This is a genomic window from Ruegeria sp. YTSA064 (assembly GCF_059610325.1).
On the sequence record NZ_JBXWNK010000007.1, the window covers coordinates 193,612 to 212,308 of the forward strand.

The window sequence follows — 18,697 nt, forward strand, 5'->3', positions numbered from 1 at the left end:
TGGCATTACCTCAACTCAGATCTCGAGGTCAGAAATATCGATGCCTGCATTCAAAGCGTCGTGAACCCATTGCGGTTTACGACCGCGCCCTGTCCAGGTTTGTGTTGGGTCGTTAGGGTTTTGGTACTTTGGCTTGGCCTTAGAGCCTTTCGCCGGTTTTGAACCATCGCCCGACAATTCAGATAGCGAGAAGCCAAACTCGGCTGCAGCCTCTTGGGCCGCCTTCAACGCCGCTTTTCGCTCTCGCGTTTCAGCGCCCTTGAGTGCCTTTTCGACCTGATCGCGCAATTTGAGCAATTCTTTGCGCGACATTTTCTCTAGATCGATTGCCATTTATCTCTCCAACCCGGTTATTCCGCTGCAGAACGCAATGGGAATTCAATTCATCCGAATATCTCTATTCCATCCCATTGGGAATTAGAATTGGAAATTCATTTTTTTATTTCTACTCAGCCGCGATTTCCTTGGGGTCAACCAAGGTTACAATATCACCTATGATCAAATTTAATTCGAAGTTCTTTGGGGTATAGATTTTAGCCACGCCCATGGAACGCAATTGCTCTGCATCTTCATCGGGAATAATGCCGCCTACGATGACAGGTATGTCGCTCAGACCCGCTTCGGTCAGACGCGTCATCACATCCTTCACCAGCGGCAGGTGGCTGCCCGAAAGAATGGACAGACCAATCACATGTGCATTTGTCTCTTGGACCGCTGACACGATTTCCTCTGGCGTAAGGCGAATACCTTCATAACTGATATCCATTCCACAATCGCGTGCGCGGAAAGCAATCTGTTCAGCTCCGTTCGAGTGGCCGTCCAAACCGGGCTTGCCGACAAGGAACTTCAAGCGGCGTCCAAGACGGTCGCTGACTGCATCGACGGCGGCGCGCAAATCCTCCAACCCTTCGGTTTTGTTCGAAACCGAACCGGAAACACCTGTCGGCCCACGATAGGTGCCGTATGCTTTGCGCATCTCTTCGGCCCATTCACCGGTTGTAACCCCGGCCTTGGCCGCGGCGATTGAAGGTTCCATCACATTAGCACCTGATTGCGCCGCTTCGCGTAAGGCCTGCAGCGCGGCGCTAACCGCAGCGTTATCCCGCACTGTACGCCAGTCATTGAGCCGCCCGATTTGTTCCTGTTCAACCGCCGGGTCGACAACCATGATGCCGCCATCTTCAGTTTGCAGGGGTGAGGCTTCACCCTCGGTCCATTTATTGACCCCAACAACAACGGTCTCGTTGCGTTCAATCCGGTTCAGGCGTTCGGCGTTGGATTCGACCAGGCGGGATTTCATGTATTCGATCGACGCAACAGCGCCACCCATCGAATCGAGGTTGGCCAATTCGGCCCGCGCACCATTCTTGAGTTCTTCGACTTTGGCATCGACTACCGGGTTGCCGTCAAACAGATCGCCATATTCCAGCAGGTCGGTTTCATAGGCGAGAATCTGTTGCATCCGCATCGACCATTGCTGATCCCAAGGACGCGGCAGACCCAGCGCTTCATTCCAAGCGGGCAATTGAACCGCACGGGCGCGGGCGCGTTTTGACAGGGTGACTGCCAGCATTTCGATCAGAATGCGATAGACGTTGTTTTCCGGCTGCTGTTCAGTCAACCCCAGCGAGTTCACCTGAACGCCGTAGCGAAAGCGGCGGAACTTGGGGTCTTCGACACCATAGCGTCGCTGCAGAATCTCATCCCAAAGATCCACAAATGCGCGCATTTTGCACATTTCGGTGACAAACCGGATGCCCGCATTCACAAAAAACGAAATCCGTCCGCAGAGTGCGGGGAAGTCTTCTGCTGGAACGCGCGGGCGCAGTTCGTCCAGAACCGCGATGGCGGTGGCCAGCGCATAGGCCAGCTCTTGCTCGGGCGTCGCGCCTGCCTCTTGCAGGTGGTACGAGCACACGTTCATCGGGTTCCATTTGGGCACGTTTTCGTAGCAATACTCGGCCACGTCCGCGATCATCTTCAGGGATGGCTTGGGCGGGCATACATAGGTGCCGCGGCTCAAATATTCCTTGATCAGATCATTCTGGACTGTGCCCTGCAGTTTAGAGACATCAGCACCCTGTTCCTCGGCCACCGCGATATAAAGCGCCAAAAGCCATGGGGCTGTGGCATTGATCGTCATCGAGGTGTTCATCTGTTCCAGCGGGATTTGATCGAACAGATTCCGCATATCCCCAAGATGGCAGATCGGCACACCGACCTTACCAACCTCTCCACGCGCCAACGTATGGTCGCTGTCATATCCGGTTTGGGTTGGCAGATCGAAAGCCACAGATAGTCCGGTCTGGCCCTTAGCCAGGTTTGCACGATAAAGCGCGTTTGACGCTTTGGCCGTCGAGTGACCGGCATAGGTACGGATGAGCCAGGGGCGGTCTTTCTGCAACTGCGTCATGGGTCGGGCCTCACGGATCAGTGGGTAACAAAATTACGTTCTATAGGCATAAATCGCAATTTTCAGTATATGTCAATTCGCTGCGTTGCGGCATCGCAAGTTTCTTCAGATTGTGGGTGTTTGCGATTGATGGCACTGTGCCCAAATGATGCAGACTGTGGAAATACCGATTTGGTTGTTTGTACTGATTGTGCTGTTTGCCACGGTCACCTTTGCCTCGCATTTCTTATTTCCTTCAGTGCGGTGGTTTTTCCGCCGCCGCCTTGAACGTGCTGTTGCGCGGCTGAACAAACGCCTGCAGCGTCCGATCCAGCCGTTCAAACTGGCAGGGCGCCACGATATGATTCAGAGGCTTATCTATGACCCTCAAGTCAGCAAGGCCGTACAGAAGCATGCCAAAGAGGAGGGTGTGCCCGATGCCGTCGCCTCGGAACAGGCCCAACGCTATGCACGAGAGATCGCCCCGTCTTTTTCAACAGTTGCGTATTTCAGCATAGCCATTCGATTTGCGCGAATGCTCAGCAACGCGTTCTACAAGGTCCAGTTGGGGTATGAGGACAAGTCGGCCCTAGACAATATCGATCCCGAAGCGACAGTCGTTTACGTCATGAACCACCGCAGCAATATGGACTATGTGCTTGTTACCTATCTGGCGGCGGATCATTCGACACTTTCCTACGCTGTGGGCGAATGGGCCCGTGTTTGGCCGCTGAGTCGATTGATACGTGCAATGGGGGCCTACTTCATTCGACGTAAATCGGGCAGCGATTTGTATCGTCAGGTGCTGGCAAGCTATGTGCGTCACGCGACCGAAGCGGGTGTTACACAGGCCATGTTCCCAGAGGGCGGGTTGAGCCTGACAGGTAAACTGGGCCGCCCTAAGCTGGGTTTGCTCAAATACATCATCGATGGCGTGGATCCGAAGGGGCGGGATGTTGTATTCGTACCTGTCGCCCTGAATTACGATCGCGTTTTGGAAGATACAGTCCTGACGGCTGCGGCGCAGGACAGTGAACGCCGGTTTCGTGCACGTATTGGGGTCATCACGCGCTGGACACTAAAGCAAATCTGGCGGCGTCTTGTTGGGCGTTACAAAAAGTTTGGGATTGCATCAGTCCAATATGCAACGCCGATATCCTTAAAGGAATTTCGCGCTTCGCATGAGCGGGATTTGACGACTGATTTGGCGCGCGAGCTCATGCGTAGAATCGGCGCTGCGATACCCTTTGTGCCGGTCCCCGCAGCTTGTCGGCTGCTGCAGGACGAAGGGCAGATGTCAGAAGAGGACCTGAAATCTCGATTGCTGGAAATGGGTGGTAAAGCCGTCGCCAACGGCGAAGGTGAGGCAATTGATGATGCGATCAACCAATTAGTTGAGCGCCGGATATTGCGGCGAGAAAGTGGAGTGCTGCGCCCTACAGGCGAGCGGACCGAGTTGCTTGCATATTATGCGGCTGCGTCCGAACCTGTTAATCGCGCAGGGCATGATGCAGTTGCAGAAAGTAATTCTGCGACTGCTGGGTCATAAAATTACAAAAATACATCAAAAACGGTTGCAATATTACTCAGGGATCAATATTCCATCTGAGGAAAGCCGCGATTCTGCGGCGCGGCAATAGATAAGAACAAAGGAGGCCAACATGGCTTTGGATGTCGATAGCGGTATCGCGTCGTATGAGGCACCGGAAAAGGACCTCTATGAAATGGGTGAGATCCCTCCAATGGGATATGTACCCAAGCAAATGTATGCTTGGGCCATCCGGAAAGAGCGTCATGGCGAGCCAGACACGGCGATGCAGCTCGAGGTGGTTGATGTCCCCAAGCTGGACAGCCACGAAGTTCTGGTTCTCGTTATGGCGGCGGGTGTGAACTACAACGGCGTCTGGGCATCGCTTGGCAAACCCATCAGCCCGTTTGACGGACACAAAGCCCCTTACCATATTGCGGGCTCGGATGCTTCGGGCATCGTCTGGGCCGTGGGTGAGAAAGTCACACGCTGGAAGGTCGGCGACGAAGTGGTCATTCATTGCAACCAGGATGATGGCGATGATGAGCACTGTAACGGCGGCGATCCGATGTACTCGGACAGCCAGCGCATCTGGGGATATGAGACACCAGATGGGTCGTTCGCGCAGTTTACAAATGTACAAGCACAGCAGCTGATGCCGCGCCCCAAGCATCTGACTTGGGAAGAAAGCGCCTGCTACACTCTCACACTGGCAACGGCTTATCGGATGCTGTTTGGTCACGAGCCGCATGACCTGAAACCTGGCCAGAATGTTTTGGTCTGGGGTGCGTCGGGCGGTCTGGGCTCTTACGCAATCCAGCTGATCAATACGGCGGGAGCTAACGCGATCGGCGTGATCTCGGACGAAAGCAAACGTGACTTTGTTATGGGGCTGGGCGCCAAAGGCGTTCTGAACCGCAAGGACTTCAACTGCTGGGGCCAGTTGCCCACGGTCAATACACCTGAATATGCCGAATGGTTCAAAGAGGCCCGCAAGTTTGGCAAGGCCATCTGGGATATCACCGGCAAAGGTGTGAACGTCGACATGGTGTTCGAGCATCCGGGTGAAAGCACATTCCCGGTATCGACCTTTGTGGTGAAAAAAGGCGGCATGGTCGTGATTTGTGCCGGGACCACTGGCTATAACCTGACCTTCGATGTGCGCTACATGTGGATGCATCAGAAACGTTTGCAGGGCTCACACTTTGCCCATCTCAAACAAGCCGCCGCAGCGAATAAGCTGATGGTAGAACGCCGATTGGATCCATGCATGTCCGAGGTGTTTACCTGGAAGGAGCTGCCCGAGGCGCATATGAAGATGATGCGAAATGAACACAAGCCGGGCAATATGTCGGTGTTAGTTCAGGCTCCGTATACGGGTATGCGCACCCTTGAGGAAGTATTAGCCGCCCGCGACTAACGGTCTCAGTTTTTTGAACAGCTTCATCACCCGCAAGGCATAGTTTCGCCCTTGCGGGTGATTTGCGATTCCCGGTTATCAATTTTTTTCAATACGTTAGAAATCCGGCCCCCACTATTTCTGGGGAGTAGAAAGCAGTGAATAGGCCGAAATAGACTGCACATGTTATGGTTGTGTTAACCCTTCGTTAACTATTTCGGAGACACCCTGATGGCGCAAAATGAGTGGATATTGGACGTATTGTCGGATCTCAACGCCTTTGCGGTGGCAAATGGGATGAGCGCACTTGCCGAGCAGCTTGATGATACAAGGCTAATCGCAGCGGCCGAGATTGCGTCCTCAAAGGATGAGGCTTGCGCGCCCGCGAATGGGAACAAAGTTCGATTTGAGTCAGATCCTCGAGGATTTGGAAAGCACCAGCACGCTTGAAGAGCTTGCGACTATACTCATCCAGCTGCGTGACTCGCTGCGCATCGACCATGTAACCTATCACTGGGTCGATGGTGCCGGTGACCAATATGGGTTTACGACATATTCAGATGCCTGGGACAAGCAGTATCGCGATAAAAACTACCACCGGATTGATCCGGTTATTCTTGGTTGTTTTCAGCGCTTCCATGCGGTGGATTGGAAACAATTGAATTGGTCGGGCAAAGCCGTCAGAGCTTTCTTGGAAGACGCGCAGGATCATGGTGTTGGCAATCAGGGATACTCGATCCCATTGCGCGGACCCAGCGGGCAGTTCGCATTGTTCACCGTGAATAACACGTGCGACGATGCGGCCTGGCAGACGTTCAAAGACGCCCATGGTCGCGATCTGATCTTAGTGGCGCATTTTCTTAACCGAAAAGCACTGGAATTTGCCAAAAATCGACAACCGGAAACGACGCGCGGGCTTTCACCTCGCGAGATAGATGCGATGACACTGCTGGCGCTGGGTTACAGTAGGGCGCAAGTGGCACATTCGCTGTCGATCTCAGAACATACGCTCAGGGCCTATATCGAAAGTGCGCGTTCGAAACTCGGAGCGCAGAACACGACTCATGCAATCGCCACCGCGCTTAGCAGAGGATTAATAGTCGTTTAACCACCGTACGGTGGTCTCATCCAATATTAACCACGTGTTTGTACCCCTTTTGTTCCAGATATGGACGACAAGGGGAATACATCATGTTGCGTTATCTTTATGCTGATGAGCTGCATAAATTTCCGGCATTGGCCGAAGGAATGTTTAGAGATCGCGCCGATCAATTCAAAACGCGACTCGGTTGGGATGTAAAGGTTAACGAAAGGGGGGAAGAGCGAGATCAATACGATGACCTCAATCCGCTCTATGTGATCTGGGAAGAAGCGGATGGCAGTCACGGAGGGTCGATGCGGATATTGCCGACGACCGGTCCGGTTATGGTGAACGACGTTTTTGGCCATCTCACCGGGGGCAGCCCGATCCGTAGCCCGCTTATTTGGGAGGTCACGCGCTTTTGCCTTTCTCGAACTGCCAGCGCCCATACCGCTGGGGCTATCATGCTAAGTGGGGGCGAGGTTATGGAGGGATTTGGACTGACCCATATCGCTGGCGTGTTTGATGCCCGTATGATCCGGATTTACCGAATGATTGGGTCATCACCCGTGGTTCTGGGATCAGAAGGCAAAGGTCGTGATCAGATTTCGGTAGGCCTATGGCCTTATTCCGCAGAGGATTGCAACCGAGTCGCTGCCCGTGCTGGCATCCCGAGAGAGTTATCGCGCTTGTGGTTCAATACCGCATTTGGGAAGGGGAAGCAGCATCGGTTCGCTCTCTCTGCCTGATAGCGCGGAAATCGTATTCCGCCTCTGGTGGCGCACGGCGCGTCCTTGTAGGGTCGCGCCATGTCTCTGCCTCAAGTCACCTTTTCCGATGATCAAGCCACCGCTTTCGACAACATTGCCGAGATGTTGCGCTCGGCCGGAGTTGATCTTGAGGATGACGCTCTGTTGAAACTTCCCGGAAACGGGAAATCGGGTGTCATGGCTGTGGTTGGCAAGGCGGGATCTGGTAAAACCCTTTTGCTGGCGGAACTTTACAAGGCTCTGGCCGAAACGGGAGTCAACCTGATCTCGGGCGATTTTGAAAGCCGCAAGTCCCGCGACAAACGCAGCCTTGCGATCCTTGCTCCGACGAACAAGGCAGCCAGTGTTTTAAGATTGCGTGGAGTGCCTGCAACGACAATCCACCGTATCCTTTATACACCCGTTTATGACCCGGAATATGAGCGGATTGCCGAATGGCTGGCGGGCAATGACGAACGACCCGAGATTGAAGGGTTGACCGACGAAGCGCTGGACCGGGCGGCGGCGTTTTATGCCAATAACAAATCCATTCCCGGCGCTCTGGCCGCTGCTGGTCTGCGTGGATCTGACTTTATCACTGGCTGGAAACGCCGCGATGAACCCCTCGATATTGGCTTTGTGGACGAAGCCTCGATGCTGGATGACCGGCAATTTGAAGATCTTAAAGAAATCTTCCCGACGCTGTTGCTGTTTGGTGATCCGGCGCAGTTGGCACCAGTCAATCAATCGGGTTCGATGGTTTTTGACGGGTTGCCAGAGCCGCGTAAGCAGATCTTGCATCGTGTACATAGGCAGACGGCTGATAACCCAATACTTGATCTAGCCCACGCTCTATCCGATCCCGCCATGGGCTTTGAGGATTTTGAGCGTCTGATTGAGGACACCGCCCGCAAGGATGATCGCGTTGTCTGGGGTCAACGGGTCGAAGTCGATCTGATGGCGCGCAGCCCTGTTCTGGTTTGGCGCAACGCGACCCGCATCCGTTTGATACAGGCGTTCCGCAACGTGCATGGTGCGCCGGAAACTGAACTGCTGGAAGGTGAACCGCTGATCTGTGACGGCATTGAATTGCCATTGAAGCACCGCAAGAAACGGCTGGATCTTGAAGCGCGCGGGCTAATCAAAGGGGCACAGGTTATCTACCTTGGCCCTGGTCGCAAACCCGGGTTTTCGCGCCTACATGTTATGGGAGCTGAGGACCCGCAGGTCTCGGCTGCATCAATTGTGCAAATCGAAAAGCCTGATGAGGAAGAGCCGTTCATTCCCTTTGCCGCGCGGATGGGGGCGACGTTTCTGCACGGTGCTGCGGTGACAATTCACAAGGCGCAGGGCTCTCAATGGGATACCGTGCAGGTGTTTGCACCGGATATTTATGCCGCCGCGCGTATGGGACGGACCGAGGCGGGGCAGCCGCTTTGGAAGCGTCTTGCCTATGTGGCTATTACCCGTGCGCAGGAGCGATTGATCTGGGTGGTGCGGAACAGATTGTCAAAGCCAACACATCCCTTAAGGGTAGATGACCTGCGGGCCGTCGCGGCGCCGTCGCTGACATTGGAGTCGGAAGTCACATGAAGACAATCATCGTAACTGGCGCAAGTTCGGGCATTGGTCGCGCGACCGCCGAGTTGTTTCTGGCAGAAGGTTGGACAGTTGGTCTATTGGCCCGCAGCGCCGACACACTTGAAGCAATGGCGCAGGGCAGCGACAAGGCGATCCCTTTGGTTGCCGATGTGACCGATGCAGAAGCGGTCACTCAAGCTTTCACCAACTTTGTAAAACAAACCGGCCGTCTGGATGCCCTGTTCAACAACGCTGGCATTTTTGCGCCGGGTGGCACGATTGATGAGATCGCGCTTGAGGATTGGTACAACTCGGTCAATGTGAATCTGAACGGGATGTTCCATTGCGCGCGCGCCGCGTTTGCCACGATGCGATCGCAGAAGCCGCAGGGCGGGCGGATCATCAACAATGGGTCAATCGCGGCCCATGTACCACGCCCGAATTCAGTGCACTACTCGGCAACAAAACATGCGATCACGGGCCTGACACGCAGCTTGTCGCTGGATGGGCGGGATTTTGAAATCGCCTGTGGGCAGATTGATATCGGCAACGCCCGCACGCCCATGGTGCAAGAGCTGGTCGAGAACGCCATCGCTGATGGTCTTCAGCCCGATCCGACGATGGCTGTTGGCGATGCCGCCCGGTCTGTTTTGCATATGGCTCAGCTACCACTAGAAGCAAATGTACAGTTCATGACCGTGATGGCGACATCGATGCCCTATATCGGCCGCGGCTGAGCCTAGTTTTCGCGCAACAGTCGGAAAGCGGTCGATGCACCCCATCCAGCCGCAATTGCTATCGCCAGCGACATAAGCCCGTACCAGATCGGCTGTTCGCGGGACATGCTGTAGAGGAACCTTTCCAGCCCGACCTTGCGTACATCAATAGATGTTTCGAAAGTTGAAACAACCATACCACCCCGCGTCAGGAAAATACGGGCGGCATAGCTCCCTTCTGTAAGGTCTGATGGCATTTCGATCGAAGTTCGGAACAGAGTTTGTTCGTCAACCGCCACAGTGTCTTCACGAATGGAATACAACCCTTCATCCTCTCGGATGCGAATGACGGCTTCGGAAAAGTCCTGAGCGCCCTGAATATTCATATCGGCGCCCACCGAGCGGATCGCGCGTTCGATTGAAACCTTGTACCGCAGATCTTCGGTTTGGGTCAGTACTTCACTGAACGGGGCGCTCGTGGCTACGGCATAAAAACTAGGGGCCAGATCAACAACCAGGCTATCGGTGTTTACCCAGATGCCAAATCGCTTTTCCTTGCGCCGAACGGTGACGGGTTCGGATGGACCAGCGACCGCGACAACGACCTCAAGCGGGGGGCCTTCCGGTATGGGGGCTTCGCGTTTTACAGCGCCGAATACCAGAATCTCGGAGCCGTCGAAATTGGCCGTGATTGATACGCGATCCTGGCTTAATCCCAGAACAACTTGTTCTTCGGCGGCAAAGGCGGGCAGGCAAATCAGAGATAGAAGGACAATCAAACGCAACATCTTAGTGTCCTCCATCCGTGCCCAGCGAGTACAGCTCGGAAGGTTGTAGCAATAAATCAAGTGCCAGCTTGCCGCAGACGACAAGCACAAGCGCGGCAAGCAGAACACGCAGCTGCTCGGCTGGCATCCGAGCCCCGATAACAGTTCCCACCTGAGCCCCGACCACGCCACCGACCAGCAGCAGAACCGCCAGCACGACGTCAACCGTATAGTTCGTCGTGGCATGCAGCATGGTGGTGAAGGCGGTCACAAAGATGATCTGAAACAGGGAAGTTCCTACAACCACCTTTGTTGGCATGCCCAAAAGGTAGATCATCGCAGGCACCATAATAAACCCGCCGCCAACCCCCATGATGGCTGACAAGACACCGACGAACAGGCCAACGATCACTGGTGGAATGACCGAGATATACAGACCCGAAGTCCGGAAACGCATCTTGAACGGCATGGCGTGAACCCATCCACGCTGACGTCGCTTCGGAGGAGGTGTACCGCCTTTTCGGGTCTTGCGTATTGCATTCAGGCTTTCGACGAACATCAGGCTGCCGATGATGCCCAGAAAGATGACGTAGCAAAGTTTGACCAGCAGATCGACCTGACCAAGACTTTTGAGATAGTTAAAGACGACAACGCCCAATGCAGCACCTGCCAAACCCCCAACCAATAGGACTGTCCCCATTCTCAGATCAACGGTTCGGCGTCTGAAATGTGCCAGAACCCCTGAGAATGAAGAGGCAACAATTTGGTTGGCTTCGGTTGCAACGGCCACGGCGGGTGGAATGCCGATAAAGAACAGCAAAGGGGTCATCAGGAAACCGCCCCCAACGCCGAACATCCCCGACAAAATGCCGACCATTCCGCCCAGTCCCAACAACAGGAAGGCGTTTACGGAGACTTCGGCTATGGGCAGGTAAATATGCATGATACCGTCACGTTGTTACTGGCGTTACCGGGCTTGGACCGGCCCGTTCTCTTGCGGTCGGGGTGGCTTGCGGGCAGAGCTTGCAACACGGCTAAACTCCTCCGGGTTCTGAGAGGGAAAAATAGTCAGGCGGCGTCAGGAGCAGGTCAAACCCGATTTTTGCAGCAACTGCAATGACCAAAAGAGCCAACAGAATGCGTAATTGCTCGGCCTTCAAACGTGCGCCGATATGGGTGCCCAACTGTGCGCCCACAACCCCCCCGATCAATAGAAGAACAGCAAGAAGCACATCGACGCTGTAGTTTGTCGAGGCATGTATCATCGTAGTGAACCCAGCCACAAATATGATCTGAAACAGGGATGTGCCGATCACGACTTTTGTGGGCATACCAAGGATATAGATCATCGCGGGCACCATGATAAACCCGCCGCCAACTCCCATGATCGCTGACAGGATACCAACGCCGAACCCGACCAGTGCGGGTGGGATCACTGAAATATAAAGGCTCGAAGCACGAAAGCGCATTTTGAAGGGTAACGCGTGGACCCATGTCCGTTGCCGGCGCTTGGCGACCGGGGTACTTCCTGACTGCCTTGCGCGACGGATAGCGTTCAGGCTTTCGACAAACATCAAGCTGCCGATCACGCCTAGGAACACGACATAACAAAGCTGCACCGCCAGATCGACTTGGCCGAGATGTTTTAGAAAGTTAAAAACAACCATTCCCAAGGCCGCACCGAGCAGCCCACCGCCAAGCAGGACGGTGCCCATCTCAAGGTCAACGGTCTTGCGTTTCAGGTGCGCCATCAGCCCAGAGAACGATGAGGCCACAACCTGATTGGCCGATGTGGCCACCGCCACAGCCGGGGGTATGCCGATGAAAAAAAGCATAGGGGTGATCAGGAACCCCCCGCCTACGCCAAACATACCGGACAAAACACCAACCAACCCGCCAATTCCAAGCAGCAGGAAAGGGTTGACCGAAACTTCGGCTATGGGGAGGTATACGTGCATACCCCCTTAGAACGGTTGCGACATACAAAATCAACTCTGTATGCCGCTCTGCAGCAAACAGGACTGAGGAGCAGTCCTGAACTGGCTCTATCAGCGTTCTTTGACGTAGGGTTCACCCCCCGCGCGTGGTGGAATGGCTTTCCCAACAAAGCCTGCAAGAATCACCACGGTCAGAATGTAGGGCAGGGCGTCCATCACCTGGACCGGGATTACGACCCCACCCAGATCGATGTTCTGGAACCGCAGCGCAATCGCCTGCAACAACCCGAACAACAGGCAAGCCCACATCGCGTGCCAAGGACGCCACTTTGCGAATATTAGCGCAGCCAATGCGATGAATCCGCGACCCGCTGTCATTTCTTTTACAAATCCGGCTTGCAAGGCTGTCGCCAGATACGCACCGGCAATACCGCAGAGAATGCCGCAGATGGCCACGGCTGCAAATCGCAGACCAACGACCGAGACCCCGGCTGTATCAACCGCCGCAGGATTTTCGCCTACTGCACGCAAGCGCAGCCCGAACCTAGTGCGGAACAAGATCCACCAGGTGAGTGGTACGAACAGGAACGCCACATAGACGAGGATTGAATGGCCTGACAGCAGCTCGGAATATATCGGGCCGATGAATGGCACACCTTCCAGCGCTTCTGCGAAGGGGAAGTTGATCGGCTCAAACCGTCCGCCGCCAAACAGAGACGGAGTGCGTCCACCCTGTTGAAACCAGCTTTGCGCGATCAGAACCGTCATACCGGACGCGAGGAAATTGATGGCGACACCCGAGATCAGTTGATTGCCCCGAAACGTGATCGAAGCCAGTCCGTGCAATGCTGACAAAACCAGAGACGCTCCGATTCCAGCCAGAAGCCCTAACCAGACCGAACCCGTTACTGCGGCGATAGCAGCCGAGAAGAAAGCCGCCATAAGCATCTTGCCTTCAAGCCCGATGTCAAAAATACCAGCGCGTTCGGAATACAAACCTGCCAGACAAGCCAGCAACAGTGGCGTGGCCAGTCGAACTGTAGAATCGAGGACTTGAATGAGGGTAACGAAAAATTCCATCACTCTGCCCCCTTCCGGAAACTCAGGAAGATCTTTTCAAGCGGCATGCGCACCATATTATCGAGCGCACCGGTGAATAGGATGACCAGCGCCTGAATGACCACGATCAGTTCACGTGGGATCGACGTCCACAACGCCAATTCAGCGCCGCCTTGGTACAGAAATCCGAACAGGATCGCAGCAAGGAAAACGCCAAATGGATGGGAACGACCCATAAGAGCCACGGCAATCCCAATAAATCCGGCACCCTCGGTCGAATTGAGGACAAGTCGTTCTGCTTCGCCCATGACATTATTGATAGCCATCATGCCTGCAAGGGCACCCGAGATCAGCATTGCGATGATCGTGATGCGTACGGGTGAGATACCGGCATAGACGGCTCCCGTTTCGGAATGGCCATAGGCGCGGATTTCGTATCCCAGTCGCGTGCGCCAGATCAGGGCCCAAACCACGATGCAGGCAAGTATCGCCACGAAGAACGAGATGTTGGCCGGTGCCCCCCGGAAGACGATGTTTTCGGCGCTCGAAAACATCGACTGGAATGTTGGCAGGTGTACCGCCTCGGGGAACCGCGCCGTGGCCGGGTCTTGCGATCCTTGCGGGCGCATCACATTGACCAGCATGTAGTTAAGGAAAGCTGCGGCGATAAAGTTGAACATGATCGTGGTGATCACGATATGACTGCCCCGTTTGGCCTGCAGATAGGCCGGGATCGCGGCCCAGGCCGCGCCAAAGATCATCGAAGCGGCACAGGCGGCCAGTAAGGCGATGGTCCAATGCGGCCAAGGGACCGATAGACAGACGATTGCAACGCCCAGTCCGCCGAGCATGGCCTGACCCTCACCACCAATGTTGAACAGCCGCGCGTGAAAGGCCACGGCAACGGCCAGACCGGTGAAGATGAAATTCGTAGCGTAATAAAGCGTATAGCCCCAGCCATAGGTTGAACCCAAGGCCCCTGTGACCATCAGGTTGACCGCCTCGACCGGGTTTTCCCCAATGGCCAGAATAACGATTGCCGAAAGGATTGTGGCCAACAGCAGGCTGATGATCGGGATCAGCACCACATCGGCCCATTTGGGCATTTTTTCCATGGTTCAGGCGGCCTCTCCTGCAACACCGGCCATCAGTAGGCCCAGTTCTTTTTCATCCGTCTCGGCGGGCAGACGCTCGCCCATGATATGTCCGTCGAACATCACGGCGATCCGGTCGGACAGCGAGAAGATCTCTTCCAGCTCGACCGAAACCAGCAGGATCGCTTTGCCCTGATCTCTCAGGGCGACAATCTGTTTATGAATGAATTCGATGGCACCGATATCCACACCGCGTGTGGGTTGACCCACCAGCAGCAGGTCAGGGTTCCGCTCAATCTCGCGCGCGACTACGATCTTCTGCTGGTTGCCACCCGAGAAGCTTTTGGCGGTCAGCCAGCCATTGGGCGGGCGTACGTCGAATTTCTCAATCTTGGCTTCGGTGTCGGCGCGCAGTGCGGCATTGTCCATGAACAGCCCGCGCTTATACGCAGGGTCGCGGTGATAGCCGAAGGCCACATTCTCCCACGCGTAGAAATCCATGATCAAGCCTTCGCGCTGGCGATCCTCGGGCACATGCGCGATGTGTTGCGCGCGCCGTGCCTGACCGTCCGAGCCGGGGCCGTGCAATGGCAGAGGTTCCCCGTTCAGTCTGATTGATCCCTGTCCGGGACGCATTCCGCCCAGAACCTCCAGCAGTTCCGATTGCCCGTTTCCTGCAACGCCAGCAATCCCCACGATTTCACCCGCGCGAACAGTCAGGTCGATGCCTTTGACGCGCTCGACACCTGCCGAATCGGTGACGCTGAGCTTTTCGATCTCCAGAACCGGTTTGCCCGGTTGCGCGGGCACCTTGTCGACCTGGAGCAGAACTTTGCGGCCCACCATAAGTTCGGCCAGTTCCTGTGGGTTGGTCTCAGCAGTTTTGACCGTCGCGGTCATCTCACCGCGCCGCATCACCGAGACGGTATCAGTATTCTCCATGATCTCGCGCAGCTTGTGTGTGATCACGATGATCGTTTTGCCCTCGGACCGCAGCCGGTCAAGAATGCGGAACAATTGATCCGCCTCGGCGGGGGTCAGCACTCCGGTCGGTTCGTCGAGAATTAAGATTTCTGCCTTGCGATAGAGCGCTTTGAGGATCTCAACCCGCTGCTGCATGCCGACGCCAATCTCGTCGATGCGCTTATCGGGGTCCACGAACAGCTCGTATTCTTCTTCAAGCTCTTTCAGCTCTTTGCGGGCTTTCGCCAATGATGGGGCCAGCAGTCCGCCATCCTCGGCACCCAGAACGATGTTTTCCAGTACGGAGAAGTTTTCGACCAGTTTGAAATGTTGGAAAACCATCCCGATGCCCGAAGCGATAGCGGCCTGGCTGTCAGGGATGTCTGTTTTGGATCCATTGATCCAGATCTCACCTTTGTCGGCCTTGTAGAAGCCGTAGAGAATGCTCATCAGCGTGGATTTGCCCGCACCGTTTTCTCCGATGATCCCATGGATCGTTCCGGGGGCGACGCTGATAGAAATGTCTTTGTTGGCCTGAACCGGCCCAAAGGCTTTGGAAATCCCTTTGAGCTCAATGGCGGGGACGGTCATGTCTTGTCCTCAATTGCCGAAAGGACCGCGATCAGTATCGCGGCAGAGTGCATTCGGGGCGAAGGTTAACCCTTCGCCCCGTGTGTTATCAGAACTGCAGCGCCGGGCAGCTGTCGTTTTCATAGTAGCTGACAACCGAAACATTGCCGTCGATGATGTCCTGACGAGCTTTGTCAACCGCAGCCTTCATATCGTCGGAAACCAGCGGCGCGTTGTTTTCGTCCATAGCATAGCCAACGCCATCTTCGGACAGGCCCATGACGAATACGCCGGTTTCGACGTCCTCACCCGCTTTCATCGCTTCATAAACGGCGACGTCAACGCGCTTAAGCATCGAAGTCAGAACTTTGCCCGGGTGCAGGTGGTTCTGGTTGCTGTCAACGCCGATTGACAAGATGCCTTCGTCTGCGGCGGTCTGCAGAACACCAACGCCAGTGCCGCCAGCGGCTGCGTAAACCACGTCAGCTCCTTGGCTGATTTGTGCTTTGGTCAGCTCAGAGCCTTTTACCGGGTCGTTCCACGCTGCCGGAGTTGTACCAGTCATGTTGGCAACAACATTGATGTCGGGATTCACGGCTTTGGCACCTTGTGCGTATCCGCAACCAAAGTGGCGGATAAGTGGCACGTCCATACCGCCGATGAAGCCGACAGTGCCGGTCTTCGATGCCATCGCTGCCATCATGCCAACTAGGTATGAGCCTTCATGCTCGGCAAAGCCAACCTGACGCAGGTTCGGGGCGTCCAGCCATGTCACGTCAACTACCACAAAGGTTGTGTCAGGGTAGTCAGCTGCAACCGCGGCCAGCGGGTCAGCCATGCCAAAGCCCATGGTGATGATCGGGTTCGAACCGGCTTCGGCGAAACGACGCAGGGCCTGTTCGCGCTGTGCTTCGGACTGCATCTCAATCTCGCGGTATGTACCGCCCGTTTCTTCGGCCCAGCGAGACGCGCCGTTATGGGCCGCTTCGTTGAATGACTTGTCGAACTTACCGCCCAGATCAAAGATCAGGGCCGGTTCTGCCAGGGCTGCGCCTGCTGTCAGTGCAACCGCAGCGGCTGCGCCCATCAAAGATTTCATAAGGGTCATTTGTTACTCCCGTTGGCTATTATCGGTCCGGGGCTGAATCCCCCGATACCCACTCAGAGCGAGCATACATGTTGTGATGGCGGGAATTGAAGCTGTTTGCAACAGCTTCGGTCAATAGAAATTTGACCATATGGTCTAAAAAAGTGATTAATTGCCGTGAAAACGACATTCCATGACGATTGCGTCGACGTTTGGACCGTTCTCGCGCAGGTAATAGCGCTTGCGTGTGCCGCATGCTTCGTATCCACATGCTTCGTAAAGAGCGATTGCCGCGTCATTGTCCGAGGCAACATCCAGAAATGCCCGCGAAGCCCCAGCCTGATCCGCGTAGGCGTGGAATTCTACCATTATCTTTCGCGCCAATCCCTTCCTTTGGTGATCTGGATGGGTTGCTATCGTCAGTAGTTCCGCTTCGTCGGCAATCACCTGAACCAACGCAAATGATCTTGTGTCCCCAATTGCATGGATGAAGCGATTTGCCAAAAGCTCGGCAAACTCATCTGCAACCCAAGGGCGGCTCTGATGGAACGCGGCGGCATGGATATGAGCCATTTCCTGTGGCGTCATTCGTCAAGCAAGACCGGAGGTACGTCGCGCGAAGGCGCGGCATCTGCAGGGCGAACATATAAAGGTGCGGGTGGAGTGGGCGTCGAGGCCAAACGCCGCGACGCCAATCGAGCAATAGTGCGAACCTGCCGATCAGGCTGATCGCAAAGATATAGTCTGCCCAATGATTCTGCGTCGTGTCGCGCGACCAGTCGCGCTTCTGCTCCATCCGGCATCAAATAAACTTGGTCGCGAGGAGCGGGAATCGCAGGTATGTGGCCTTTGGGGGCCAACTCGGCCAAGGCATCGAAGCCCGATACACCGACTGCGGGAACGTCCAGACCAAGCGCCAGTCCTCGGGCAGCCGAGACCGAGATTCGAATCCCGGTGAAGTTTCCGGGGCCAACCCCGACACCAATCGCGTCCAGATCTCGCCAGTTGCATCCGTTCTCTTCCAACAACTCTTCCAGTAAAGGCATCAACCTCTCAGCCTGCCCGCGCGACATGGGCTCAACGCAGGACGCAACAATCACACCGTTTTGCAACAAAGCGGCCGCGCAATGCGCGGCCGATGTGTCGAATGCCAGGATGGTTGGATCAGATCGCAACGGGGCGAACCTCGATCACTTCCGGGATGTAATGCCGTAGCAGGTTTTCGATACCCATTTTCAGAGTGATCGTGGAGGATGGACATCCCGCACAGGCCCCTTGCATGTGAAGATAAACAATCCCCTTGTCGAAGCCATGGAATGTTATGTCGCCGCCATCCTGTGCCACGGCAGGCCGCACTCGGCTGTCCAATAAGTCTTTGATTTGGTGTACAATTTCAGCGTCTTCGCCGGTATGTTCGGCGTGCCCTGCGCCTGCATCAACGTTTGCGCCCATGACGGGCTGATCGGATTGGTAATGCTCCATTACAGCGCCAAGGATGGCGGGTTTGATGTGATCCCATTGGACATCATCGGATTTTGTCACCGTGACAAAATCATTGCCAAAGAACACTCCTGTCACACCCGCGACGCCAAAGATACGAGTGGCGAGCGGAGATTTCTCGGCCGCCTCAGCGTTTGGAAAATCTGCAGTACCCGCTTCCAGAACCGTCTGACCGGGCAAAAACTTCAGAGTTGCCGGGTTGGGTGTGGATTCAGTTTGGATAAACATGGCGCGGCTCCGTTTAAGGTGTATCTGATATGCGCGTCCGGACGGG

The 18,697-nt window shown here is 55.2% G+C and carries 18 protein-coding genes; 6 read left to right on the forward strand and 12 right to left on the reverse strand.

Annotated elements, in window-relative coordinates; all coding sequences use genetic code 11:
- Window positions 1-15: 15 nt before the first annotated feature.
- Window positions 16-333: an H-NS histone family protein gene (locus AC2FI7_RS12535; protein ID WP_010442842.1), complete on the reverse strand. Its 318-nt coding sequence runs from the start codon at window positions 331-333 to the stop codon at window positions 16-18.
- 112 nt (window positions 334-445) lie between these two features.
- Complete coding sequence (locus tag AC2FI7_RS12540) at window positions 446-2,413, reverse strand: protein meaA (protein WP_010442843.1); 1,968 nt, start codon at window positions 2,411-2,413, stop codon at window positions 446-448.
- A gap of 145 nt (window positions 2,414-2,558) precedes the next feature.
- Here AC2FI7_RS12540 and AC2FI7_RS12545 point away from each other — a divergent pair, with 145 nt between their 5' ends.
- The 6 genes from AC2FI7_RS12545 to AC2FI7_RS12570 all read left to right on the forward strand — a co-directional run bounded on the left by AC2FI7_RS12545 (window position 2,559) and on the right by AC2FI7_RS12570 (window position 9,467).
- The gene (locus AC2FI7_RS12545) at window positions 2,559-3,941 is read left to right on the forward strand and encodes a 1-acyl-sn-glycerol-3-phosphate acyltransferase (protein WP_010442844.1); all 1,383 of its coding nucleotides are present in this window, start codon (window positions 2,559-2,561) and stop codon (window positions 3,939-3,941) included.
- Between the two features lie 112 nt (window positions 3,942-4,053).
- Complete coding sequence (ccrA, locus tag AC2FI7_RS12550) at window positions 4,054-5,340, forward strand: crotonyl-CoA carboxylase/reductase (protein WP_010442845.1); 1,287 nt, start codon at window positions 4,054-4,056, stop codon at window positions 5,338-5,340.
- Between the two features lie 367 nt (window positions 5,341-5,707).
- Complete coding sequence (locus tag AC2FI7_RS12555; RefSeq protein WP_010442846.1) at window positions 5,708-6,427, forward strand: helix-turn-helix transcriptional regulator; 720 nt, start codon at window positions 5,708-5,710, stop codon at window positions 6,425-6,427.
- Window positions 6,428-6,510: 83 nt separating this feature from the next.
- On the forward strand, window positions 6,511-7,149 hold the full coding sequence (locus AC2FI7_RS12560; RefSeq protein WP_010442847.1) for an acyl-homoserine-lactone synthase: 639 nt from the start codon (window positions 6,511-6,513) through the stop codon (window positions 7,147-7,149).
- A gap of 60 nt (window positions 7,150-7,209) precedes the next feature.
- A complete protein-coding gene (locus tag AC2FI7_RS12565) occupies window positions 7,210-8,742 on the forward strand; it encodes an ATP-dependent DNA helicase (protein WP_010442848.1) in 1,533 nt (510 codons plus the stop codon).
- On the forward strand, window positions 8,739-9,467 hold the full coding sequence (locus AC2FI7_RS12570; RefSeq protein WP_010442849.1) for an SDR family oxidoreductase: 729 nt from the start codon (window positions 8,739-8,741) through the stop codon (window positions 9,465-9,467). Before AC2FI7_RS12565 ends, AC2FI7_RS12570 begins: the two co-directional genes overlap by 4 nt.
- Before the next feature lie 2 nt (window positions 9,468-9,469).
- Here the strand turns inward: AC2FI7_RS12570 and AC2FI7_RS12575 are convergent, their stop codons facing one another.
- From AC2FI7_RS12575 to AC2FI7_RS12620, 10 genes are all read right to left on the reverse strand, one after another.
- Complete coding sequence (locus AC2FI7_RS12575; RefSeq protein WP_010442850.1) at window positions 9,470-10,234, reverse strand: TIGR02186 family protein; 765 nt, start codon at window positions 10,232-10,234, stop codon at window positions 9,470-9,472.
- A gap of 1 nt (window position 10,235) precedes the next feature.
- Window positions 10,236-11,156: a sulfite exporter TauE/SafE family protein gene (locus AC2FI7_RS12580; RefSeq protein ID WP_010442851.1), complete on the reverse strand. Its 921-nt coding sequence runs from the start codon at window positions 11,154-11,156 to the stop codon at window positions 10,236-10,238.
- Between the two features lie 91 nt (window positions 11,157-11,247).
- Complete coding sequence (locus AC2FI7_RS12585; protein WP_010442852.1) at window positions 11,248-12,171, reverse strand: sulfite exporter TauE/SafE family protein; 924 nt, start codon at window positions 12,169-12,171, stop codon at window positions 11,248-11,250.
- Between the two features lie 90 nt (window positions 12,172-12,261).
- Window positions 12,262-13,230 (reverse strand): ABC transporter permease, encoded by a 969-nt coding sequence (locus tag AC2FI7_RS12590; protein ID WP_010442853.1) that lies wholly within the window; start codon window positions 13,228-13,230, stop codon window positions 12,262-12,264.
- Entirely contained in the window at window positions 13,230-14,324 is a 1,095-nt protein-coding gene (locus tag AC2FI7_RS12595; RefSeq protein WP_010442854.1) for an ABC transporter permease, read from the reverse strand. Before AC2FI7_RS12595 ends, AC2FI7_RS12590 begins: the two co-directional genes overlap by 1 nt.
- Window positions 14,325-14,327: 3 nt before the next feature.
- Window positions 14,328-15,857 (reverse strand): ABC transporter ATP-binding protein, encoded by a 1,530-nt coding sequence (locus tag AC2FI7_RS12600; protein ID WP_010442855.1) that lies wholly within the window; start codon window positions 15,855-15,857, stop codon window positions 14,328-14,330.
- A gap of 88 nt (window positions 15,858-15,945) precedes the next feature.
- Window positions 15,946-16,944, reverse strand: coding sequence for a BMP family lipoprotein (locus tag AC2FI7_RS12605; RefSeq protein WP_010442856.1), 999 nt, complete (start codon window positions 16,942-16,944; stop codon window positions 15,946-15,948).
- Window positions 16,945-17,091: 147 nt separating this feature from the next.
- Window positions 17,092-17,511, reverse strand: a complete 420-nt coding sequence (locus AC2FI7_RS12610; protein ID WP_037321930.1) for a GNAT family N-acetyltransferase — start codon at window positions 17,509-17,511, stop codon at window positions 17,092-17,094.
- Complete coding sequence (gene tsaB / locus AC2FI7_RS12615) at window positions 17,508-18,098, reverse strand: tRNA (adenosine(37)-N6)-threonylcarbamoyltransferase complex dimerization subunit type 1 TsaB (RefSeq protein WP_010442858.1); 591 nt, start codon at window positions 18,096-18,098, stop codon at window positions 17,508-17,510. The genes AC2FI7_RS12610 and tsaB overlap by 4 nt, the downstream gene beginning before the upstream one ends.
- Window positions 18,088-18,651 carry a NifU family protein gene (locus AC2FI7_RS12620; protein ID WP_010442859.1) on the reverse strand — a complete coding sequence of 188 codons (564 nt, stop codon included), beginning with the start codon at window positions 18,649-18,651 and terminating at the stop codon, window positions 18,088-18,090. Before AC2FI7_RS12620 ends, tsaB begins: the two co-directional genes overlap by 11 nt.
- Between the last annotated feature and the right edge of the window lie 46 nt (window positions 18,652-18,697).

Coding starts and splice junctions, on each gene's coding strand:
- AC2FI7_RS12535 (WP_010442842.1), bottom strand. CDS start 333: ATGGCAATCGATCTAGAGAAAATGTCGCGCAAAGAATTGCTCAAATTG.
- AC2FI7_RS12540 (WP_010442843.1), bottom strand. CDS start 2,413: ATGACGCAGTTGCAGAAAGACCGCCCCTGGCTCATCCGTACCTATGCC.
- AC2FI7_RS12545 (WP_010442844.1), top strand. CDS start 2,559: ATGATGCAGACTGTGGAAATACCGATTTGGTTGTTTGTACTGATTGTG.
- ccrA (WP_010442845.1), top strand. CDS start 4,054: ATGGCTTTGGATGTCGATAGCGGTATCGCGTCGTATGAGGCACCGGAA.
- AC2FI7_RS12555 (WP_010442846.1), top strand. CDS start 5,708: ATGGGAACAAAGTTCGATTTGAGTCAGATCCTCGAGGATTTGGAAAGC.
- AC2FI7_RS12560 (WP_010442847.1), top strand. CDS start 6,511: ATGTTGCGTTATCTTTATGCTGATGAGCTGCATAAATTTCCGGCATTG.
- AC2FI7_RS12565 (WP_010442848.1), top strand. CDS start 7,210: ATGTCTCTGCCTCAAGTCACCTTTTCCGATGATCAAGCCACCGCTTTC.
- AC2FI7_RS12570 (WP_010442849.1), top strand. CDS start 8,739: ATGAAGACAATCATCGTAACTGGCGCAAGTTCGGGCATTGGTCGCGCG.
- AC2FI7_RS12575 (WP_010442850.1), bottom strand. CDS start 10,234: ATGTTGCGTTTGATTGTCCTTCTATCTCTGATTTGCCTGCCCGCCTTT.
- AC2FI7_RS12580 (WP_010442851.1), bottom strand. CDS start 11,156: ATGCATATTTACCTGCCCATAGCCGAAGTCTCCGTAAACGCCTTCCTG.
- AC2FI7_RS12585 (WP_010442852.1), bottom strand. CDS start 12,171: ATGCACGTATACCTCCCCATAGCCGAAGTTTCGGTCAACCCTTTCCTG.
- AC2FI7_RS12590 (WP_010442853.1), bottom strand. CDS start 13,230: ATGGAATTTTTCGTTACCCTCATTCAAGTCCTCGATTCTACAGTTCGA.
- AC2FI7_RS12595 (WP_010442854.1), bottom strand. CDS start 14,324: ATGGAAAAAATGCCCAAATGGGCCGATGTGGTGCTGATCCCGATCATC.
- AC2FI7_RS12600 (WP_010442855.1), bottom strand. CDS start 15,857: ATGACCGTCCCCGCCATTGAGCTCAAAGGGATTTCCAAAGCCTTTGGG.
- AC2FI7_RS12605 (WP_010442856.1), bottom strand. CDS start 16,944: ATGACCCTTATGAAATCTTTGATGGGCGCAGCCGCTGCGGTTGCACTG.
- AC2FI7_RS12610 (WP_037321930.1), bottom strand. CDS start 17,511: ATGACGCCACAGGAAATGGCTCATATCCATGCCGCCGCGTTCCATCAG.
- AC2FI7_RS12620 (WP_010442859.1), bottom strand. CDS start 18,651: ATGTTTATCCAAACTGAATCCACACCCAACCCGGCAACTCTGAAGTTT.